At 31.8% G+C, this 21,168-nt stretch carries 18 protein-coding genes; 13 read left to right on the top strand and 5 right to left on the bottom strand.

Annotation, left to right across the window (positions count from 1 at the left end):
* The first annotated feature begins 70 nt into the window (after positions 1-70).
* The 5 genes from ACKI3Q_RS04055 to fwdF all read left to right on the top strand — a co-directional run bounded on the left by ACKI3Q_RS04055 (position 71) and on the right by fwdF (position 8,320).
* The gene (locus ACKI3Q_RS04055; protein ID WP_407414516.1) at positions 71-3,340 is read left to right on the top strand and encodes a transglutaminase family protein; all 3,270 of its coding nucleotides are present in this window, start codon (positions 71-73) and stop codon (positions 3,338-3,340) included.
* Between the two features lie 284 nt (positions 3,341-3,624).
* On the top strand, positions 3,625-6,450 hold the full coding sequence (locus tag ACKI3Q_RS04050; protein ID WP_407414514.1) for a transglutaminase domain-containing protein: 2,826 nt from the start codon (positions 3,625-3,627) through the stop codon (positions 6,448-6,450).
* Between the two features lie 93 nt (positions 6,451-6,543).
* Positions 6,544-7,014, top strand: a complete 471-nt coding sequence (locus tag ACKI3Q_RS04045) for a phosphopantetheine adenylyltransferase (protein ID WP_407414512.1) — start codon at positions 6,544-6,546, stop codon at positions 7,012-7,014.
* Positions 7,015-7,110: 96 nt separating this feature from the next.
* Positions 7,111-7,302 (top strand): 4Fe-4S binding protein, encoded by a 192-nt coding sequence (locus ACKI3Q_RS04040; protein ID WP_058739703.1) that lies wholly within the window; start codon positions 7,111-7,113, stop codon positions 7,300-7,302.
* Positions 7,303-7,312: 10 nt separating this feature from the next.
* Complete coding sequence (gene fwdF / locus ACKI3Q_RS04035) at positions 7,313-8,320, top strand: tungsten-dependent formylmethanofuran dehydrogenase subunit FwdF (RefSeq protein ID WP_407414510.1); 1,008 nt, start codon at positions 7,313-7,315, stop codon at positions 8,318-8,320.
* Between the two features lie 193 nt (positions 8,321-8,513).
* Here fwdF and ACKI3Q_RS04030 read toward each other — a convergent pair whose 3' ends face one another.
* Positions 8,514-8,720, bottom strand: coding sequence for a Flp family type IVb pilin (locus tag ACKI3Q_RS04030; RefSeq protein WP_407414508.1), 207 nt, complete (start codon positions 8,718-8,720; stop codon positions 8,514-8,516).
* Positions 8,721-8,918: 198 nt separating this feature from the next.
* On the opposite strand from ACKI3Q_RS04030, the gene ACKI3Q_RS04025 reads away from it, so the two are divergent.
* Both ACKI3Q_RS04025 and ACKI3Q_RS04020 read left to right on the top strand, forming a co-directional pair.
* The gene (locus tag ACKI3Q_RS04025) at positions 8,919-10,088 is read left to right on the top strand and encodes a hypothetical protein (RefSeq protein ID WP_407414506.1); all 1,170 of its coding nucleotides are present in this window, start codon (positions 8,919-8,921) and stop codon (positions 10,086-10,088) included.
* A complete protein-coding gene (locus tag ACKI3Q_RS04020; RefSeq protein ID WP_407414504.1) occupies positions 10,088-10,807 on the top strand; it encodes a metal-dependent hydrolase in 720 nt (239 codons plus the stop codon). The genes ACKI3Q_RS04025 and ACKI3Q_RS04020 overlap by 1 nt, the downstream gene beginning before the upstream one ends.
* On the opposite strand, the gene rqcH is transcribed toward ACKI3Q_RS04020, so the two are convergent.
* On the bottom strand, positions 10,804-12,810 hold the full coding sequence (rqcH, locus tag ACKI3Q_RS04015) for a ribosome rescue protein RqcH (RefSeq protein ID WP_407414502.1): 2,007 nt from the start codon (positions 12,808-12,810) through the stop codon (positions 10,804-10,806). The genes ACKI3Q_RS04020 and rqcH overlap by 4 nt on opposite strands.
* 90 nt (positions 12,811-12,900) lie before the next feature.
* Here rqcH and ACKI3Q_RS04010 point away from each other — a divergent pair, with 90 nt between their 5' ends.
* Complete coding sequence (locus ACKI3Q_RS04010; RefSeq protein WP_407414500.1) at positions 12,901-13,170, top strand: hypothetical protein; 270 nt, start codon at positions 12,901-12,903, stop codon at positions 13,168-13,170.
* Here the strand turns inward: ACKI3Q_RS04010 and ACKI3Q_RS04005 are convergent.
* Positions 13,153-14,985, bottom strand: a complete 1,833-nt coding sequence (locus tag ACKI3Q_RS04005; RefSeq protein WP_407414498.1) for a DUF2070 family protein — start codon at positions 14,983-14,985, stop codon at positions 13,153-13,155. The genes ACKI3Q_RS04010 and ACKI3Q_RS04005 overlap by 18 nt on opposite strands.
* A 103-nt stretch (positions 14,986-15,088) precedes the next feature.
* Between ACKI3Q_RS04005 and ACKI3Q_RS04000 the strand changes: the two genes are divergently transcribed.
* The 3 genes from ACKI3Q_RS04000 to ACKI3Q_RS03990 all read left to right on the top strand — a co-directional run bounded on the left by ACKI3Q_RS04000 (position 15,089) and on the right by ACKI3Q_RS03990 (position 17,163).
* Entirely contained in the window at positions 15,089-15,610 is a 522-nt protein-coding gene (locus ACKI3Q_RS04000) for a FumA C-terminus/TtdB family hydratase beta subunit (protein WP_407414496.1), read from the top strand.
* A 68-nt stretch (positions 15,611-15,678) separates the two neighbouring features.
* Positions 15,679-16,008, top strand: a complete 330-nt coding sequence (locus tag ACKI3Q_RS03995) for a hypothetical protein (RefSeq protein ID WP_407414494.1) — start codon at positions 15,679-15,681, stop codon at positions 16,006-16,008.
* Positions 16,009-17,163, top strand: a complete 1,155-nt coding sequence (locus ACKI3Q_RS03990) for a TIGR03576 family pyridoxal phosphate-dependent enzyme (RefSeq protein WP_407414492.1) — start codon at positions 16,009-16,011, stop codon at positions 17,161-17,163.
* Here the strand turns inward: ACKI3Q_RS03990 and ACKI3Q_RS03985 are convergent.
* The gene (locus ACKI3Q_RS03985) at positions 17,153-18,070 is read right to left on the bottom strand and encodes a biotin--[acetyl-CoA-carboxylase] ligase (RefSeq protein WP_407414490.1); all 918 of its coding nucleotides are present in this window, start codon (positions 18,068-18,070) and stop codon (positions 17,153-17,155) included. The genes ACKI3Q_RS03990 and ACKI3Q_RS03985 overlap by 11 nt on opposite strands.
* Before the next feature lie 14 nt (positions 18,071-18,084).
* Complete coding sequence (locus tag ACKI3Q_RS03980; protein ID WP_407414488.1) at positions 18,085-19,575, bottom strand: acetyl-CoA carboxylase biotin carboxylase subunit; 1,491 nt, start codon at positions 19,573-19,575, stop codon at positions 18,085-18,087.
* Between the two features lie 69 nt (positions 19,576-19,644).
* Here ACKI3Q_RS03980 and ACKI3Q_RS03975 point away from each other — a divergent pair, with 69 nt between their 5' ends.
* The gene (locus ACKI3Q_RS03975) at positions 19,645-20,274 is read left to right on the top strand and encodes an METTL5 family protein (RefSeq protein ID WP_407414486.1); all 630 of its coding nucleotides are present in this window, start codon (positions 19,645-19,647) and stop codon (positions 20,272-20,274) included.
* 248 nt (positions 20,275-20,522) lie between these two features.
* On the top strand, positions 20,523-21,168 hold a 646-nt coding region (locus ACKI3Q_RS03970; RefSeq protein ID WP_407414484.1), incomplete at its 3' end, for a putative RNA uridine N3 methyltransferase.

Here is a 21,168-nt window from a genome sequence, read left to right as displayed (position 1 = left end):
TTCGTAATGAGAAAAAAGAGGTGGAAAAATTTCTAATATAAATAAAGTAATGATTTTTTCTATTGTTTTTATGATCTTTTTAATAATGGGGTCAGTTTCAGCAATGGATTCAAATGTTACTAATAATAATTCAAATTTATTGAATGAAAATAATAATTTAGAAGTTTCTAGTTATGATTCTATCTCAGAGACTACTTCTCATGAAGATAATATTACAATGACTTCTTCTTCAGAAGAATGTGGGTTATTAACTGCTCAATATATCTCTGATGATATTGTCCGGGCTAATGATGTTCAAGCAACTTCATTAACTGGAAATGATACTGAATTGTACTTTAAGAATGGAACTGCATTTAAAGTTGCATTATCCGATAGTAATGGATTATTATTGGCTAATCAAAGTGTAATTTTTAATATTAATGGTAATAATTATACTAGAGAAACTAATGATGCAGGTATTGCTTCCATAGCAATAAATTTAATTCCTGGTGAATATAGCATCACATCTTTCTTTGAAGGTACAAGTAGTTATCAATCTTCTTCTACTACAAATGTTGTTAAAGTATTATCTACAATTTCTGGAGAAGATATTGAGAAATTTTACAAAAATGACACTCAGTACTATGTTACATTAGTTGATGGTCAAGGAAAGTTATTAAGCGATACTACTGTTAATTTAAATATTAATGGTGTAATGTATGAAAGAAAAACTAATGTAAATGGGACTGCAAGACTAAATATTAATCTTATTCCTGGTAAGTATGTAATCACTGCTACCAATACTGTTAATGGTGAAATGCATTCTAATAATATTACTGTACTAAGTACTGTTCATGGTGATGATGTAGTGAAGTATTATAAGAATGATACTCAATATTATGCTACCTTCTTGAATAGTACTGGAAGTCCATTGGCTAATACCAATGTATCATTTAATATTAATGGTGTATTCTATAATCGTACTACCAACAGTGATGGTACTGCAAGGATGAATATTAACCTTAATCCAGATAATTATACCATTACCTCCACTAATCCTATTAATGGTGAGTTATGGTCTAACAATATAGAGGTATTGCCTACAATATCTACTAATGACTTAAATATGATTTATAGAAATGATAGATTTACAGCTAATGTACTTGATGATGAGGGTAATCCATCAGTTAATGATACTGTAACATTTAATATTAATGGTGTATTTTATAACCGTACTTCAGATGATGAAGGTAACGCTTATTTAAACATTAATCTAGATGTAGGTCAGTATATTATAACTTCTACTAATAGTAAAGGGTTATCTTCAGCCAATACTATTACAGTTAATAAGGCAGATACTACAATAACTGGTAGTGATGCATATATGATTGTTGGTATTCCAATGAATTACACTGTAACATTAATTGGTGAAAACAATAAAACTGTAAATTCAGATATAGTTCATTTCAGATATGATGATCGTTATGTTGATGCTGTTACCGATGAAAATGGTAAAGCAACATTAAACATTGACAATATTACTATTGGAACTTATCCTATTGAATATTGGTATGATGGAAATTTAAATTACTATCCATCTGCATCAAGCAGCAGATTAATTGTATCTAATTCAACGGTATTATTAATTGCTGATGATTTGGATATGGTTTATAAAGATGGTTCTAAATTCAATGTTACTTTAATTGATTTAGAAAATAATCCATTGGCTAACAGAACTATCACATTTAATATAAATGGTAAGAATTATAACCGTACTACTAATGATGATGGTATTGCAAGCATTGCCATTAATTTGTTCCCTGGCGTCTACACTATAGACTATTCTCATTCCCATGTTAATTCATCAGATTATAATGTGGGATCACGTACAATTGTTGTAAACAAATTGCATGCTGAATTTGTCACAGAAGATTATTTCATGGAACATGGTGATAAAGGTACTTTCATTGCTAAATTAGTTGATGAAAATAATAATGCCATTAGTAATGCTACTGTTATTTTCAATATTCATGATGTTGACTACTATAGGGTTACAAATGAATCAGGTATTGCTAAGATTGGTATTAATTTATTTACAGGATATTATAAAATTACCACAGCACTTGATAATTTCTTATATGAAGCTAATACTCAAGTTAATTTTGTTTTAGTTAATGGTACTTTATTGGAGGCTACTGATATTGAAATGGTTGTAGGAACAACTGAAGAATTTGCTGCTTTCCTATATGATGCTTATTACAACCCGATTCCAGATAAAACAATTTCATTTTACTACAACGGAGTACAAGATTCTGCTGTAACAGATTATTCTGGTAGGGCAGCTATCCAAGTAAGTGGTTTGCCTAAGGGAGATCATCCTATTGTTTATTCTTATGATGATAATAAATGTATGGCATATATTCATGTAATAGGAACAATCAGTATTAATGATTTGGTCAGTGCTGCTAATAATGTAAATAGATATATTGAAGCTAACGTTGCATTGCCAAGTACTGTTGCCGTCGGTGATGAAACTTTCACCACTGCCCAATATTTATATCTATTATCTGAAGCTATTGTTGGCATAAGCAATGGAGACTATTCTGATTTGTATGTTTCAGGTGTAATTGTTGATCCTACCGAACCTGGTGCTGCTGCAGATATGGGTAACTTATATGATTATGCTGATGTTGCAGCTACACTATTGAATTTTATGGATTCATATTTCACGCCGGATTCCGTTGATACAAGTGTGGGTACTGTAGGTTATGACGGTATTGTTTATGCATTTACCCGTGTTATAGTATACTATGGTTTAAATAATCAATTGCCTGGTTCAGTTTCCATTAGGTCTCTTAAAGTATATGAAGCACAAAGTGTTTTGGATAATAAAAATACAATCACTGATTTAGGTCCATATTTATCCAGTTCTACTAACTGTCAAGTTACAAATCAAGCTATTGTTAATTTAGCAAATCGTTTGACTGCAGGACTGACGAATTCATATGATAAGGCCGTAGCAATTTATAACTATGTTAGGGATGAGATTTCATACAGTTTCTATTATGATACTCATTATGGTGCTGCAGGTACTTTAAATGCAGGTACAGGTAATTGTGTTGATCAATCTCACTTATCTGTTGCATTATATCGTGCTGCAGGACTTCCAGCTAGATACGTTCACGGAACATGTGTATTCAGTAGTGGTAGTACTTACGGTCATGTATGGTGTCAAGTTTTACTCGGAGATACTTGGATTGTTAGTGATTCAACTAGTAACAGAAACTCATTTGATCATGTAGTTAATTGGAATAATTATAATTATGACCTTAATGGTTATTATGCTGATCTTGAATTCTAATTAACTTCTTTTTTTCTTTTTTTTTAAATAATATACGTTATATAATGTATTAAAACTGTTTTAATATTGTAATTTTCTATTTTAACGAATCACAAATTCATAATATAATAATGTTAATTTTGACAATATGTGGATTTAAAAAAAATATTTAAATATTATTTTTCATAAAATTTTATTTAATTATTGAATAAAAAATTTACATTTTTTTATAATATAATTTTAATTTGTTGAATGGGGGTAAAAAAATTTTTAATAAGGATTATCTAATAATTTTTTCTATTGTTTTGTCATTGTTCATTATTGTTGGTTCTGTTTCAGCAGTTGATTTAAACAATTCAAATGATGATGCAAATTTATTGAATGATAATATGACTATTTTTTCAGAGAATTTTGAGGTTTCTAGCTCTGATTCTATTTTGGAAGCAAATTCTCATTGCAGTGGAGAAAATTATTCTTCTGATGATGAACTGTTGGGATTGGAATTCTCTGAAGATAGCATAAAACAAACTGTTTTATCCGGAAATGATACTCAATTATATTATAATGATGGGTCTGCATTTAAAGTTGTATTGTCTGACAATGATGGAAATTTGTTATCTAATAAAAGTGTAATATTTAATGTTAATGGAAATAATTATACTAAAATAACTGATAATGAAGGTGTTGCTTCAATGGCAATAAATTTAAATCCTGGAGAGTATAATATTGTTTCTTTTTTCACTGGTACAAAGGACTATCAATCTTCCTCTATTAACAATACCATAAAAATATTGTCTACAATTAATGGGCAAAATATTGTAAAATATTATAAAAACGATACGCAGTATTATGCTACATTTATTGATGCTAAGGGTAATTTTTTAAATGATATTGCAGTAAATTTTAATATTAATGGGGTTTTTTATGAAAGAAAAACTGATGCATATGGTACTGCAAGGTTAAGTATCAATCTTCTTCCGGGAGATTATATATTGACTGTAATAAATCCTATTAGTGGTGAAATGTCTTCTAATAATGTTACTGTACTTAATACTATCTTTGCTTCAGATATTGTAAAATTTTATAAAAACGATACTCAATATTATGTGCATCTGGTAAATGGTGCAGGCAATCCATTAACCAATCAAAATGTTGATTTTAATATTAATGGTGTATTTTATACTCGTACCACTAATGGGGAGGGTAATGCTCGGTTGAATATTAATCTTAATCCTGGAAAATATGTCATTTCCTCAATTAACAAAGTTAATGGTGAAATTCATTCTAATAATATTGAAGTATTATCTACAATAACTGCTACTGATTTAAACATGCGTTATAGGGACGGCAATAAATTTACAGCACATGTTCTTGATGATCGAGGTAATCCATTAGCTTATAGTGATGTTGCATTTAATATTAATGGGGTAGTATATAATAGAGTATCTGATAATGATGGTAATGCATCTTTAAATATTAACCTTAACGTCGGTGAATATATTATTACAGCCACTAATAATAAAGGTTTATCAGTTTCCAATAAGATTAATATTGGTAAAAGTCCTTCAACTATTGAAGCTTCCGATACTCATGCAATTACAGGTATTGATAGGGAGTATTCTGTTACATTGATTGGTTTAAATAATAAGACAATTCCTATGGCTGATATTAATTTCAGGTATAATGGTGTTGATATATATGGAGTTACTGATGAAAATGGTGTGGCGAGAATTATTATTTCAAATCTTTATGAGGGCAGATACTCTTTAGAATATGAATTTAAAGGAAATTCTAATTATTATCCATATAAATCATCCACTACAATAATTGTATCTAATCCGAATAATATTTTAACTGGAAATGATTTAAAAATGGTTTATCAGGATGGATCTAAGTTTAAAGTTACTTTGTCTGATTTAAAATCAGTTCCTATGGTTAATGAAACTGTTACATTTAATGTTATGGGTAGGTTTTATGACCGTATTACTGACGCAAATGGTGTTGCTAGCTTAAATATTGGCCTATTCCCCGGCACTTATGAAATTTCATATAGCTATTCCAATATCGATGATGTAAATTATAATGAAGGATACAATACTATAGTCGTTTCAAAAATTCCTGCTTATTTATCTACTGATGACTTGGCTTTTCGTTATGGTGAGAGCAAAGCATTCACTGCAGTTTTAACTGGTGCAAATAAAAATCCTTTGGAAGATATTGATGTTACATTTTATATTAATGGTAGGTCATATACCAGAACTACTAATGCTTCAGGTGTCGCCAGTTTAAATATTAATCTGCCAGTGGGATATTATGATATTCAAACGGTAATGGATAATCCATTTTATACTAAAAATATTGAATCCAATCATGTTTTAGTTGATGGGGCTATTATTAATGCTTATGATATAACTGTGTATTTGGGTTTACATAGGGATTATTCGGTGGAAGTATGGGATGCCTATAAAAATCCAATTTCAAATGCTGACATTGAATTCATCTTTAATGGCATATCTAAACATGTAAAAACTGATTCTGAAGGTATTGCTTCTATTTCTGTAGGTGGTTTACCTAAAGGAGAGTATCCTATTGTTTATAAATATGCTGAAAAAAATATTGTGGGTCAATCATATATTTTTGTAGAAGAAAATGTATTGTATACTAAAAATAAGATTTCAGATTTGACACCATATTTATCAAAGTCACTTAATTGCCCAGTTTCCAATCCGGAAATTGTTGATCTTGCAGCAAAGTTGACTAAGGGTTTAACAAATCCTGTTGATAAAGCCAGAGCAATATTTAATTATGTGCGGGATGAAATCTCTTATAGTTACTATTATAATACTTATTATGGTGCTGTAGGAACATTGCATGCAGGTAAGGGAAATTGTGTTGACCAGGCTCATTTGGTTATTGCTTTATATAGGGCTTCTGGCCTTCCTGCTAGGTATGTCCATGGAGAATGTGATTTCGGTGATGAGTTTATTGGCCATGTGTGGTCTCAAGTGTTAATTGGTGATACTTGGATTGTTGGTGATACAATAAATCGTAGAAATTCACTTGGTGAGGTTGTTAATTGGAATAATTATAATTATGAACTTAATGGTTATTATGCAAGTCTTTCATTCTAATTAACTTCTTTTTTCTTTTTTTTTTAAAAAATAGCTAATAATTTATAATAGTTCTAATAAAAATATTATTACCAAACTAATTGGGACAATATTATGGGAACTAAAAAATATACTAAGGTGGCTGTTGGAGGTACTTTTGATAAGTTTCACGATGGTCATAAAAAGTTATTATCGACGGCTTTTGAACTAGGTAATCAGATAGAAATCGGAGTGACTTCTGATGCTTTTGGAGGTTTAAAAGGTGATATTGATTCATGTAAAGAGAGAATGAACAATTTAAAGTTGTTTTTTAGTGATAAATCTAATTTTAATGTTGTACCGTTGGAAGATCCTTTTGGAACAACTATATATGAATCCGATTTTGATGCGATTGTTGTCAGTGAAGAGACTGAGCCCACTGCAATTAAAATAAATGAGATTAGATTATCAAAAGGCATGAAACCTCTTGATATTGTTGTTGTTAGTTTTGTATTGGCTGAAGATGGAAATCCAATTTCATCCACCAGAATAAGGTCTGGTGAGATTAATAGAAATGGATTAATCATAGTAAATCACAAAGACTAATCGATATGTTTATTAATGCATTTCGATAAATAATAAAATAGCATGTCCTATTAATTTTTTTTAAATTAATTGGGGGTATGTAATTGAGGTGGTTATATGGCAGTTAAAATTGATTCTGATGTTTGTGGACATATTGAAAATTGTCCGGTTCAAGGTTTATGCATTAAACTTTGTGAACAAGGAGCAATCATAGAGGAAGATGGCGATGTGAAAATCGTTCCTGAAAATTGTGACGATTGCGACTTATGTATTCAGAATTGTCCAAACCAAGCTATATCCAAAGCATGAGGGATAATTTATGTTTAATGTAGAGAGAACTGGTTCAGAAGTTCGTAAATTAAAATACAATGACACTAAATGTTTAGGCTGTGGAATATGTGCTGAAGTTTGCCCTACAACTTCTCTAAGATTAGGGCCTACTGTACCGATAGCGCGTGGATTAATAGAAATGGATTTACTTTCCGTTAATGCAGATTCCTGCGTATTATGTGGGTTATGCTCCGTTGCTTGTCCATTTGATGCATTATCATTAACTATTGATGGTGATTCAATTAAGGAAATGGATAACTATCCAAATTGGGAAGTGGAATCTGAAGTTAATGAGGATGATTGCCTTTTCTGTGGAAGATGTTCTATTGCATGTCCGAGGGACGCAATATTGTTTGAAAGAAAGCTTCCTGAAAGAGCAGAATTGGTGCGCGGAGAAATCAGTATAGATGATGAAAAATGTATTTATTGTGGTTTCTGTGCTGACTTATGTCCTCCAGGAGCTATTACAATATCCAATGTTCCAACATCTAGTGTAGATATTCTAAATAATAGTATTGAAGTTGATGCGTCACAGTGTATCTATTGTGGGATTTGTAAAAGAGTATGTCCTCAAGATGCAATTCTTGAAATTTGTTCTACATGTATGTTGCAAGACCAAATTGAAGTACCTGAAATTACTGGAACCACTATTATCGTTGAAGATGACTGTGTAAATTGTTCTTGGTGTGCTGAAATATGTCCTGTTGATGCAATTAATGTTTCCAAACCATTTGAAGGAAAATTGGAACTTGTTGAAACAGAAGATGCTGTCTGTAAAGGCGATTCATGTCACGCATGTCAGGATGTATGTCCATGTAATGCAGTTGAAATTGTTGACGGCAAATCCATAACCGATTTGACGTTCTGTAATTTATGTGGTGCATGTGTAAGTGCATGTCCTCAACATATTCGGGAATTATCTAGAGCTTCAATGAAATTGACTAATATTAATTCTGAATCCTGGAATGAATCTTTAAACAAAATTTTAGATGAGTAAGGAGAGAATTCACTCCCCTTATCATATTTTATTTATTAAAAAATCTCTTTCTTGTTTTATTAATGTTTCAAAAGAATTTTGTGTAGTGCTTATTATATTTGTGATGTATGACGCTACAAATAATATTATGACCATCAATCCTCCGATTAATAGGATTATTTCTGCACTACTTTGTCCTTTGTTGTCTATTTTTTTAAACATGTGTTCTATTATCCAATATCGTGTTGCGCACATCAATTATGTCGTCTTTCGCTTTCAAACTTCTATCACTTGTTTCCATATATGATCTATATATTGTCAATGCTAAAAGAGCGATTACTATTACTCCTCCAAATAATAAAATGTATTCGGCGGCACCTTGTCCTGATTCTTCCTTGATAAATTGTTTTATAGAGTTCATTTTTTTCACCATATAAATGTAGATTTTTGAATATTATTAATATTACTTAAACTCATAAAAGTATTAACTTTATATAATATGTTTTTTTCAAAGCAATTTTCAGTGATTATTATGCATTTTTAACCATTAGGTTTATTAATAGTATTATCAATAAATAATAGTATTAGAGTGAATATTAATTAATGAAGGGTGAACAAATTGGGAAATACATTAAAATTTGTATCAGGAATTATTTTATTTGTAATTGGTTTGGTTATATCATATGAAGTTTTAGTATATAACCTTATAGATGTTTTATTAATGGTCGGTTTTTTAATAGCTATAGTGGGAATAATATTGATTATTAGCTATTTTGTTGATTCAAACGCTGAAAAAACAACTGGTCTCATAAAAGAATTCTTAAATTCAGGAGATTTTAATAAATCCTCTAGAACTCTTTCCAATAGAGGCAATAAATCTGATTTTGATAGTAATGGTCCTTTAATAATGAGGGCTGAAAACGACGATTATGACTATGGGGACAATATCGATGATAGTGGTTTATGGGAATATTATGAATCTGAACAAGAAAACGCTAAAACTCCAATGGAATTCTTTGATGATTCTGAAGTTGATGAATCTAAAGCAGTATTGCGTGTAGTAAATCGCGAAGAAAAAGAAGTTGATTTTGATAAAGAATTAGATTTCACTCCTGCATACGAAAAACCAATTAAAGTTACTAGAAAACCTAAAAAACGTTCAACTAGCCAAATTTATGAAAATGTACCTATCATTAATGAAACTTCCGATAAGACTGAAGAAATTAAAAAAGCTTTATCTCAACCAGAAGTTAGTTTAAAACCTGCTTCACAACCAAGAGATATTGAAATTGACATTAATAATCCGGAAAGATTGCCTGTTCCAGATTCCCTTAAAGGAAATGTTTTATTGGGCAATTCATTAATTACTTCAAATGATGCTTTTGAAGAATTGGCCGTAGGCGTAAATAAAGAAATCATGTTGGAAATTCCTTCTTTAAACAATTTGTCTGACAGATTCTTGTCTCATGTTCCTACAATTTATTCAAGAGTAATCATTGATGAATTTGATTTATCTGATATTTCATATACTGTATTGATAGCATCTCTTTTAAAACAAGGAGTTCATATTAAAACAGTACCTAAAGTACATGCAATTAATCTAATTGCAGACGATTCTCATGCTATGATTATTTCTGATGGTTACACAGTTGGAAATTCAGAATACGGTGCAATCTATGATGACAGGACATCTATTTCAAATATTAGGGCAGATTTCGAGAAAACTTGGAATATAGCTTCTAATTTGGATGAAACTGTAATTTTAAATAGTATTGGAGGAGTTGCTTAATGGAAATTAGATGGTTGGGTCATTCCGCTTTTGAAATTATAAGCGATGATGATGTACATATTTTAATTGACCCTTTTATCAGCAATAACCCTTCTTGTCCGGTTCCTGTGGAAGAATTAAATCCGGATATTATTTTAATTACTCACGGACATTCTGATCATTTAGGTGATGCATTAGATATATCCAATTCAACCAATGCTCCTATCGCAGCTATTCATGAAATATCCTTATTCTTATCCAAACAGGGTATTGAAAATATTGGTGTGAATATTGGTGGTTCTTTTGTATTCAGAGGCATAAAATTTACCATGCTTGATGCAAAACATTCATCTGATATTGATATGGTTGAAGAAATGGTTCCTGGCGGTGTTGCAGCCAGCTTTTTAATTACTTTTGAAGACGGCACTTCAATATTCCATTGTGGTGATACAGGATTATTCGGTGATATGAAAACAATTATAGGCGATATCTATAAGCCGGATATTGCAATGGTTCCTATTGGAGATAAATTTACAATGGGACCTTTTGAAGCTGCTCTCGCTTCAATGTGGTTAAATCCAAAAGTCACCATTCCTATGCATTACAATACTTTCCCACCTATAGAACAGGACCCAACGATATTTGCAAATTTTGTAATGCAATTCAATCCAAAAATAAATACTGTTATTTTAAATCCAAATGAATATTTTGAATATAATCCTGAGGATTATCAGGATTAATTCTTTTCATATTTTTTTCTTTGATGATATTCTTTATCTATGTCGCATTTTCCTGATGGCAATACTCTAATTATCTCATCAAGTGTAATCAAATCATCTTCATTTATTTCATGAAGAATCTTTTTAGCGATTGCTTCTTTTTTGGTATAGCCCGGTTTCAGTACCACATAATTTTCACAGTGTGCTTCGAGAGCCTCTACCGGCCCGGCCATAATTCTTTTTCCTTCATAGTCAACTATTCCGATAGCTATTTTTACTCTTGCACTTCTTATGAAATTACGGTTTCCTCTTATTACAAAAGATCCTTTTGACAAATATTCTCCTGGTTCGGGGGTTTTTGATACCTGGTCAGGATAGACCCAAAATACATCCTGTGTTGTGAAACCCTTTGACCAAGCAGATGAATATGAAGCAGCAAACTCTCCGGATTCTTTAAGGATTGTGTCATTCAGTGACTTGCCTTCTAATTTAACTACTGTTGATGATGCGCCGTGTATGTCTGCATGCAGATAGATATCATTATTGTCCAAGTATTTTTTCACAATAGCCTCATTAGTTCCCGCATCACGTCCGGCAACTACCAGAGTATTGTCTGAAGTAACAAACCAGTGCAATTTCTCATACCATTTAAGATTTTTCTTTTCTCTCTTTTTAGGTATTGCGATGTTTTCCATTGCAAGCTCTTTTTTGGACTTGACTTCTTCAAGTTGCTTTTTGGTATTTTCAATAGCTATTATTGCACCTTTGGTTTTTCTTTTCGCTTTTTTAGCTTTTTCATAATAGCTTTCCGCATTTTCTGGTATTGATAATTTTGGATCTATAGTTACGGATGTATCTTCGATTTTCAATGTTAGAATGCCCATCTTATCAATGGATTCAAAAATTTGGGCTTCATCCATACCGTCCTCTTTTGCCTTTTTGAGGGTTTTACCTATTTCTTTAAATGAATAGTCTTTACTTATAGCTGAGTTAACAACATTTATTATATTTTCAATGGCTGTGTAATTAGAATAAATTAACTCTCCCTTATGTTGGCTAGTTTCAATTGTTTTATTAAAATTATCGAGGGTTTCTTCTTGTAAACGTAATCTTTTTTCGAACTTGTTTACTTTTTTATTCCATGCTTTTTCCTTGATGTCCTTTATGTCAGTATTGACTTTTTTGGAATAGAATTCATCGCAGGCCTCGTTGAAGTTTTCATACTCTTCCTTTTCAAAACCGTCATATTTCACTAAATCCAGCGGAACGACATCCTCTTTTCTTCCGTCCTTGACAATTTGCGGTTTGTATTCTTCATTTTTAAGAATGTTAAACAGCTCTTTTATGGATTTATATAATGCGGATATCTGCTCATCGGTTAAATCATTATTTGATGTATTTTTATCAATTTTTGTGTACTTGTTTGCTCTTTCAATAATCTCTTCAGCATATAGGCTTCCAAAACCGTTGACTGCAAGGGTTCTTACTACATCACTGTCATTTTCTGTAAGTATCTCTTTAAATCTCTCTTCAGTAATGCTTATAGGATTGATTCCTCTTTCTTCAGGAAAAACATATTCCCTTTTGGAACTTATGTCTCTTGCAGACAATTGTTTTCTTTTAAGGGGTAAAATAATATTGTTGTCTTCATCTAAAAGAATTATATTTCCTTTATCAAATAACTCCACAACAATGGTATAGTATTTGTCTTTTTTAACTTTAATTTCAACAACCCTATCAAAATTGTGCTGAGTAACGCTTACAACATGGGCTCCTTTAACTCTTTTTCTTAAAAGCATTGGGAACGTAGGGGGATTCGTTGGATTTTCAAGAGGATATTTGCTTGTGTGTATTCTTGAACCACATTGCATTACTAAATCGACCCTACCCGTTCCAGCCACGTGAAATCTCATAACAACAATATCTTTACTTGGTTGGAATGATTTGTCTACTCTAGCACCGGTTAATAAATTATTAAGTTCATCGCTAATTGTAAAAATGTCAACATTTGACATTGCTTTCATATTAAACACCTTTAAATATCAATAATTTAATATACTATTAATTATTAAATTATATTTATTCTATTTAATTTATTTTGTGGAGGAAATATTTTGGACGATACTGTTAAACTTACATCAATCAATGTTGTATTGGGTATAATTGTTGGTGTATTATCTGGTTTATTTTCCGTAGGTACCTTGGGATTCAAAAATGATATGGTTGGATTGTTATTAGGTATTGCATTCATTTATGCTTCATTTAAATTTTCAGATAATATCGCATCAGAAGAACTTGACAGATCTCAAAAAATATGGGACTGTATCATGCCTTTCTTTTTCACATGGATTATTGTGTGGATTATATTAGCCAATTATATGTAAATTTCCATAAAATATCCATATAAATACAATAACCAATGCGGTAACTAATAAAACTGGAGCTATTATTTTACTGACGGCAACAACTGAGCTTATTGTTGAGATAAGTTCGGTTGAATTCTTTGGACCGAAAGTGTTAAGGTTTTTGATTTTTCTAGTTCCAGTTCCAACTTCAACTTCTTCTAAATCATCAATAGCTATTTTTATAGATTTTATTACATATTCAATAATTTCAGGTCTTTTTTCTATTCCGACAGGATTATATCCTCTGGATAATGTATTGACTGTATGTGTATCTGTTGTCATTACTTCAATTTCATCAATATCCAAGTCTTTTGTAGCATCGATTATTTCCTGTCTGAATCCAATTTCCATATTGTTTGAATCAAATAGAACATATGCTGTTCTTTGACCTGCAACATCGATAACCATTACTTTTAAACCGCTTTCCCCTATACCTTCCTGCTTATCCAGGGTTTCCATAGTATCTGCACAGCAGCCTACTTTAATGGTATCATATTCTTCATTATCCAATTCAACTTTATCTATTACATCTATCAAATCAAACACTTCGGGATTTCCAGGCAATACCTCACCACTTTCAGGAGTGAATGAATTGTGACAATCCACAATAACTGAGTCTTTCACATTACATTTGCTGATACTTTGAGTCATCATTGTAAGGCCGATACCGAATTCGATATCGTCACTGCCGTTCGGGGCGAAAGTTGATAATATTACCATTCCCTTGTTAAAGAACTGAACTCCTATATTTGCTGCATTATGTGAATATCTTTTAAATTTGCTTGCAGTTTTGCTGTATTTTATTTCATTCAATCCGTCTCTCACGCATTTTTCAATCTTATCTATCTCACTAACGGATATTGGGTTAAAATCGTGTGTGGATGGACCATGAGCCACCATTGTGAAATGGTCGAATTTGTTGGCAAGAATTGTAGGCATATTGGAACCGCCGATATTTCCTAAAGGTCCGGGATGGACAGATGGGGATATGAACAGTGATTTGATGCCGTTCTTTCCCTTGAAACTAATGAATGTAACTACAGTATCAATTGATTCACCCATATCTTCAAAAGTGGATTCTAAAAGGTTTGATCCTTCGTTCATGTGCATAATAAATAAACTTAATAAATCCAACATTCCTATATTCAGATTTTTCTTTAAAGGTGATGATATTATTGAAATAAATGAATATATTGCCAAAATGAATATGATACATGCAACTACCGTTTTTATTATTGTGCTTATTATTATGGAAGTTGAAAATATTGATGGGTCACTCCATAGGAATAACAGTAAAACGAGCATAGTTAAAATTAATATAGGCTGGATTAATCCTATGATTGCGGATTTTGTAAATCCTATTTGGGTTGTACTCCACAATACCAATGTATTAAATCCATAAACAATCACACAACCAAATAGCAATGAATTAACATATAAATATTCATGAATTATTAGTGCGATAAATCCGCCAATGAGTAGTGTGGAACAGATAAAAAACATAGAAACAAGTGATAGAAACATTGAATGCTTCATTTTCAGGTTTATCCCATGAAGTACCTTAACTCCGTATTGGTTAAGGCTGCCGCTTAAAATAGAAGCAATACCAAATATCATGAATGTGCACAATCCTTCAAGGAAAAAATTTTCTGTTAGGCTATCCTGAGGATTTATAACGCAATATAACACTCCAGTCAGGAAACTTAAAATGCATATTGCAATTGCAGAAGACCTGGTTCTTGGAAGTGTTTTTATGTATTTTGATAATCCGGCAACACTGCTCATACTTGACATATTAATCACTACTTTAAATAATATTAAATCTAAATAATTTATATAACATATTTAATTATGACTTTTTTAAATAATATATTTTACTTAAAAATAAGGTGTATAAATGGAGAAAAAAATTAATGTACCGATTAAAAATGAAAGTGTTGCCGATTTGAAAATTGGTGATGTTATTAGTTTGACTGGAAACATATTGACTGCAAGAGATCAGGCACATAAAAGAATACTTGAAGAAGGTGCCCCAAGAGATATTGAAGGAGCAGCTATTTTCCATGCAGGCCCAATTATAAAAGAAGAGGGTGAAGACTATAAAATGGTGGCTATCGGGCCAACCACTTCCATGCGTATGAATCCATATCAAAGCGATGTAATTGCAATGGGTGCAAAAATTGTAATTGGAAAAGGCGGTATGGACGATAGCGTTCGTGAAGCATTAGTTGAAAATGAAGCGGTTTATGTAGTTGCAACCGGAGGTTGCGCTGCTTTATATGTAGATGCTGTTGAGGAAATAGAAAGCGTTGACTGGTTGGATTTGGGAATGCCTGAAGCAATATGGAATTTAAAAGTCAAAGACTTCGGTCCACTTATTGTAGCTATGGACAGTAAGGGCAATAGTCTATATGACTAATCTATACTATTTATATATTATAATTTTAAAAATAGTTATAACTGATTTAAATTATGGAGTTTTTTAAAATGTCAGATATAAATGAACTTGCAGAAAAAAGATTAAAATCAAGAATTAGAAAAATCAAAAAATGTAACAAAACCGAAGAGGAAAAAGAAAAATTCTTCCCTCAATTAGGTACTTCATTTGAAATATTTTTCCCGCCAACTAAAAAAAGCGATACTGTCAGTGACAGTTTAATGATCTGGATTACTCCTGAGGGAAAAGTGCTTGATGCCGAATACTCTTATGAAGAACCTGAAGAAGAACAGTACACTTCAATTCCATTAACTGAAAAAGATTTAAAACCATTCCTTGAAGCTTTTGCAGACATGAAATTAGAATTGGATGATGTCTAGATGATTGTAAACAATTCTTTAGATGAAGTTAAGAAAAGGGAAAATGCCCTTGTCATCATTAAGGATTGGGTTTTGAATAAATCCCGTGATTCTTTATATGATCTGACCGGTTTGTCCGGAGGATTTATCGCATCTCCTTCAGAGATTAATCTTTTGGAGACTTATGTCGGACCGGCTATTTTTGAAGAGGAACTTCAGAAAGTTGGAATCGAACATCTCGGTGGCGAAAAGGTTCTTCCTTTAAATAGAACTTCTTCTGGAATTCTTGCAACCATATTAACTCTTGTAAGTAAAAATACTAATGTAGTTCATTATTTGGCAGAGTTGCCTGCACACCCATCCATTCCAAGGAGCTGTGCATTAGTCAATGCCAATTATAGTGAAACAGATAAGTTTGATGAATTTACAATTCCTGAAAACACTTCTCTTGTCGTTATTACAGGTTCAACAATGGACCATAAGGTTATTGATTTGGATAATTTCAAAAAAGTTATCGAAATGGCACATGAAAATGATATTCCTGTAATGGTTGATGACGCTTCCGGAGCAAGGCTCAGAACTGTTGTCTTTAACCAGCCAAAAGCATGTGATTTAGGTGCCGATATTTCAATAACAAGTACAGATAAGCTGATGCCGGGTCCCAGAGGAGGATTGATGGCAGGCCGAAAGGATTTAATTGATGAAATTAAGGTTAAGGTTAATCAATTCGGTCTTGAAGCCCAGCCGCCGGCAGTGCTTGCAATGTTGAATGGTATTAAAAATTTCAATGGCGATAACTTGATAAAGAGTTTTTCAAGAAAAGATGAACTTTTAAATTTACTAAATCAGAATTTTAATAATTTTAAAGCTACACCTACTGGCGTAATGATTACTCCAAGTGATTTGGCTAATGAACTTAAGGCATCACATAATTTATCTGATAATGATGTGGCTTTTGTATTCTCTTTTATCTTATTAAAAGAACATGGAATAATTACAATTCCGCCGGTATCAATGCCGGGTGCATCAGCTACAATAAGATTTGATTTATCAACAAGTGATGCTTTTAATTTAGATTTGGCTGAATTAAATAAAAAAATAGTATCTTCATTTAATAACTTGGAAGAATTAGTTATTAATGAAGATAAATGTAGGGAGATTGTATTTACTTTTTAATTATACATTCTCCAGATATTACTTTTTCTAAGGTTCCATCAATTTTTTCAACAACTAGGGCTCCCTCTCTGCTTATGCCTAAAACATAAGCATCATAGGATTTATTGAAAGGTTCTTTAACTTCTACGATTTTTCCAATGGAATAAGAATATTTTCTCCATTCTTTGAGCATGAATTCAAATCCGTTCTCATAAATTAAATCTATTGTTGTTTCAATTTCTTCAAGTAAAAGTCTAATTACTTCATTTTCATCAATTTTATGGCCTAGTTCATGGCCTAATGTTGTGGTTCCCTCCTGCAATTCTTGAGGAAGTGTATTCACATCAAAGTTGGCATCAATTCCAATACCCACAATAATGTTTTCAATAATGTTGAATTTGGTAATTGCTTCGGTTAATATTCCACAAACCTTTTTATCATTAATCATAACGTCATTTGGCCATTTAATTTCTGCATTTTCGATACCTATTTTTTCAAGGGTTTTAACAACTGCAACACCAGCAGCTAATGTAATCATTGGGATTTTGGAGTGGTCTATTTGTGGTTTTATGATAAGGGACATCCAAATTCCACCTAATGGTGACTCCCATTGTTTTCCTGATCTTCCTTTAGCCTTGCTTTGTTTTTCGGAAAGGATAACACATCCATTTTCAACATCATTTTCAGCCAGGAATTTTGCTACGGTATTTGTAGACATGACCTCTTTATATATGTATATTTCTTTTCCAATTTTTTCAGTTTTTAGACCTTTTTGAATTTCATCTCTTTTAATGTATTCGGTATCTTGTTTTCCTACATCCATGATTATATCTGCAAAATCGTTAATTCCAACTTTACGGATTTCATCAATAGTTTCGTCAGAAAATCTTTCTTCTTTCTTTAATATGTTGATTACTTCATTTTGCATGTTATCCCCATTAGTTATTTTTTATTCATATGAGCCTTAGCAGCATTTTGATAAGAACCAACAGCAGCAGAAATTGCAGCTATTTTTTTACTTGGCATAAATGTTGATTTAAGTCTGTTTACATATTCTAAATCTTCAGCTATTACATTGTCCATTTCTTTTTCAATACCTTTCTTATAGGTATCGATGAAGTGTGTATTCAAGTCTCCTTTGATAAAGTTAGGATTTCTTAATACTGCTTTATGGAATGGAATTGTGGTTTTTACACCTAATATAATGTATTCGCCCAGTGCTCTTTTCATTCTGTTTATTGCATCATCACGGGTTCTTCCATATGTAATTAATTTGGAAATCATTGAATCGTAAAATGTAGGGATTGTATAATGCATATAGACTCCACTGTCTAAACGTACACCAGGTCCTCCAGGGGATCTGTAACCTGTAATTTTACCAGGGTTTGGTGAGAAATCATTAAGAGGGTCTTCTGCATTGATACGACATTCGATAGCATGACCGTTTACTTTGATGTCCTCTTGGCTATAGCTCAATTCTTCACCTGCTGCAATTTTGATTTGTTCCTTAATCAAATCGGTGTTTGTAACAAGTTCGGTAATTGGGTGTTCTACCTGAATACGGGTGTTCATCTCTAGGAAATAGTAGTTTCCGTTGTCGTATAGGAACTCTACAGTACCTGCACTTGTATATCCTATATATTCTGCAGCTTTAACGGCACTTCCACCCATTTGTTCCCTTAATTCTTCTGTCATGATTGGGGAAGGTGCTTCTTCAAGCAGTTTTTGATGTCTTCTTTGAATAGAACATTCTCTGTCTGCTACATGAATAACATTTCCATGTTCGTCTGCTAAAAGCTGGAATTCAATATGTCTTGGTTTTTCAAGATATTTTTCAATAAATACTGTTGAATCACCAAAGTTTGTAGCTGCAACGGATTGTGTGGATTCAATTGCACGTACAAGTTCTTCTTCTTCATAAACTGCACGCATACCGATACCTCCACCACCAGCAGAGGCTTTAACGATTACTGGATATCCTATTTGGCTTGCTATTTCTTTCGCTTCTTCAATATCAGATACGCCTTCAGGTGTTCCTTCAATAACTGGCACTCCTGCTTTTTTCATTAAAGCTTTGGATGTAATCTTATCCCCCATCTCGTGGATAACTTTACCACTAGGTCCGATAAGTTTTATTCCATTTTTTTCACATTCCTCTCCAAATTTTGGATTTTCTGCTAAAAATCCGTATCCTGGGTGGATTGCATCTGCACCAGATTCAAGTGCAGCATCGATTATTTTTTCAATATTTAAATAAGATTTAGCTGGAGAAGGATTACCTAAAGGATAACTTTCATCCGCATATTTTGTATAAAGAGAAGTTTTATCTGCATCAGAGTAAACAGACACTGTTTTCATGTCGAGCTCACGACAAGCCCGCATTACTCTAATTGCAATTTCTCCTCTATTTGCAATCAATACTTTTTCAAACATTTGAAACCTCAAAGTAATTTTTTGTTATGATATTAAATATATCTACTATAAATTATATATTTGTTGATTATGAAAAAAATTATTCGCAAAAAACATCTGGAGATGAGAATTCAATCCATCCCTTCACACCCAAAACCAAAAGTGGAACTTGAGCAGTATGCTACCCCATCTGTCATAGCTTCTGATTTGTTATGGAATGCATTATCTTTGGGAGATATTGAAAACAAAAATATTTTGGATTTGGGTTGCGGTTGCGGAATATTTTCAATTGGTTCTATGCTGCTTGGAGCAAATTCAGCCATTGGTGTCGATATAGATGAGGATGCAATAAATGTGGCCAGACAGTGCAGTGAAGAATTTGATATAGATAATATTAATTATATTATAAGTGATGTTTGCGATTTGGAAAATAACTTTGATGTTGATACCATATTTCAGAATCCACCTTTCGGATCTCAAAAAAGGGCGGATAAAGGTATGGATTTAAATTTTGTTAAAAAATCTCATGAAATTTCCCCTGATGTTTTGTATTCTTTTCACATGGCTTCAACCGAAGAATTCCTAATAGATTATTATGAAAAATTATCATTTGATATTACTCATATTTTCAGATATTCATTTCCAATTCCAAAGATATATGAATTTCATACTAAAGAATCACGCAATGTTGATGTTATTGTTATAAGAGCTTCCACATAACTTAAAAAAGTAATTTAATTTTTTTTGAAAAATCTATTTTTTTCTATTTTCACTCTAAAAATGAATACCTTTATATAGTAGATACTTGATATATAATAGTAATATATTCTCTGAGTATAAAAAAGTTGGTAGCATAAAAAGAGCTACAGGTATTATAATTGATATAATACTTAAAATGTGTAAATCTATTTTAGTGAAGCTAAAATGTAGGGTAATCTTTATATAGTTATATATTTATATTATATATGATGTATAAAGATGAGCTATCTATATTTATTCCAAATTCGTTTCTTTCTGAGTCTAAAGATCTCAAGGTCCGTACTTACAAAGTAGGGATTTTAGGGAGAGCTTTAGCCGTGTTTCAAGCAGATAATGTTGTTATTTATAATGATGACAATGTAAAAAATGAAGATGGAGAAAGTGATGGGGCCTTTATGGCTGAAGTTTTAAGTTTTATGGATACACCTCAATATTTGAGGAAACAAGCTTTTCCAATAAAAAGAGAACTTAAACATGTAGGAATACTCCCACCGCTAAGAACTCCGCATCATCCTTTGAATAGTCAGCCAGACGTCGGCGATTATAGACAAGGGTTCACTGTTAAAAGAAATAAAAAAGGAACTTTTGTTGATATAGGTATGGATAAACTTGCATTCTGCAAAGAGCAACTTACTGTTAAAGAAATTTATGACTTTAAGATTGCTAAAATAGCTAAGAAAGAAGTAATAGTCACACCTGATAAACCAGATGACATTTACTGGGGATATAATGTAATATCCTCTAATAAGAGTCTTAAAAATAGCTTAAAATTAATTAAACCTGATCTTGTAATTGAAACTACAAGATATGGAGATTATATTGATTCTATTTTTGATGAATTAAAGCATAAAGTAG

The organism is Methanobrevibacter sp. (assembly GCF_045636185.1).
GTDB lineage: Archaea > Methanobacteriota > Methanobacteria > Methanobacteriales > Methanobacteriaceae > Methanocatella.
Note: the sequence above shows the minus strand (reverse complement) of the source record. Positions and strands in the feature narration are given on the sequence as shown.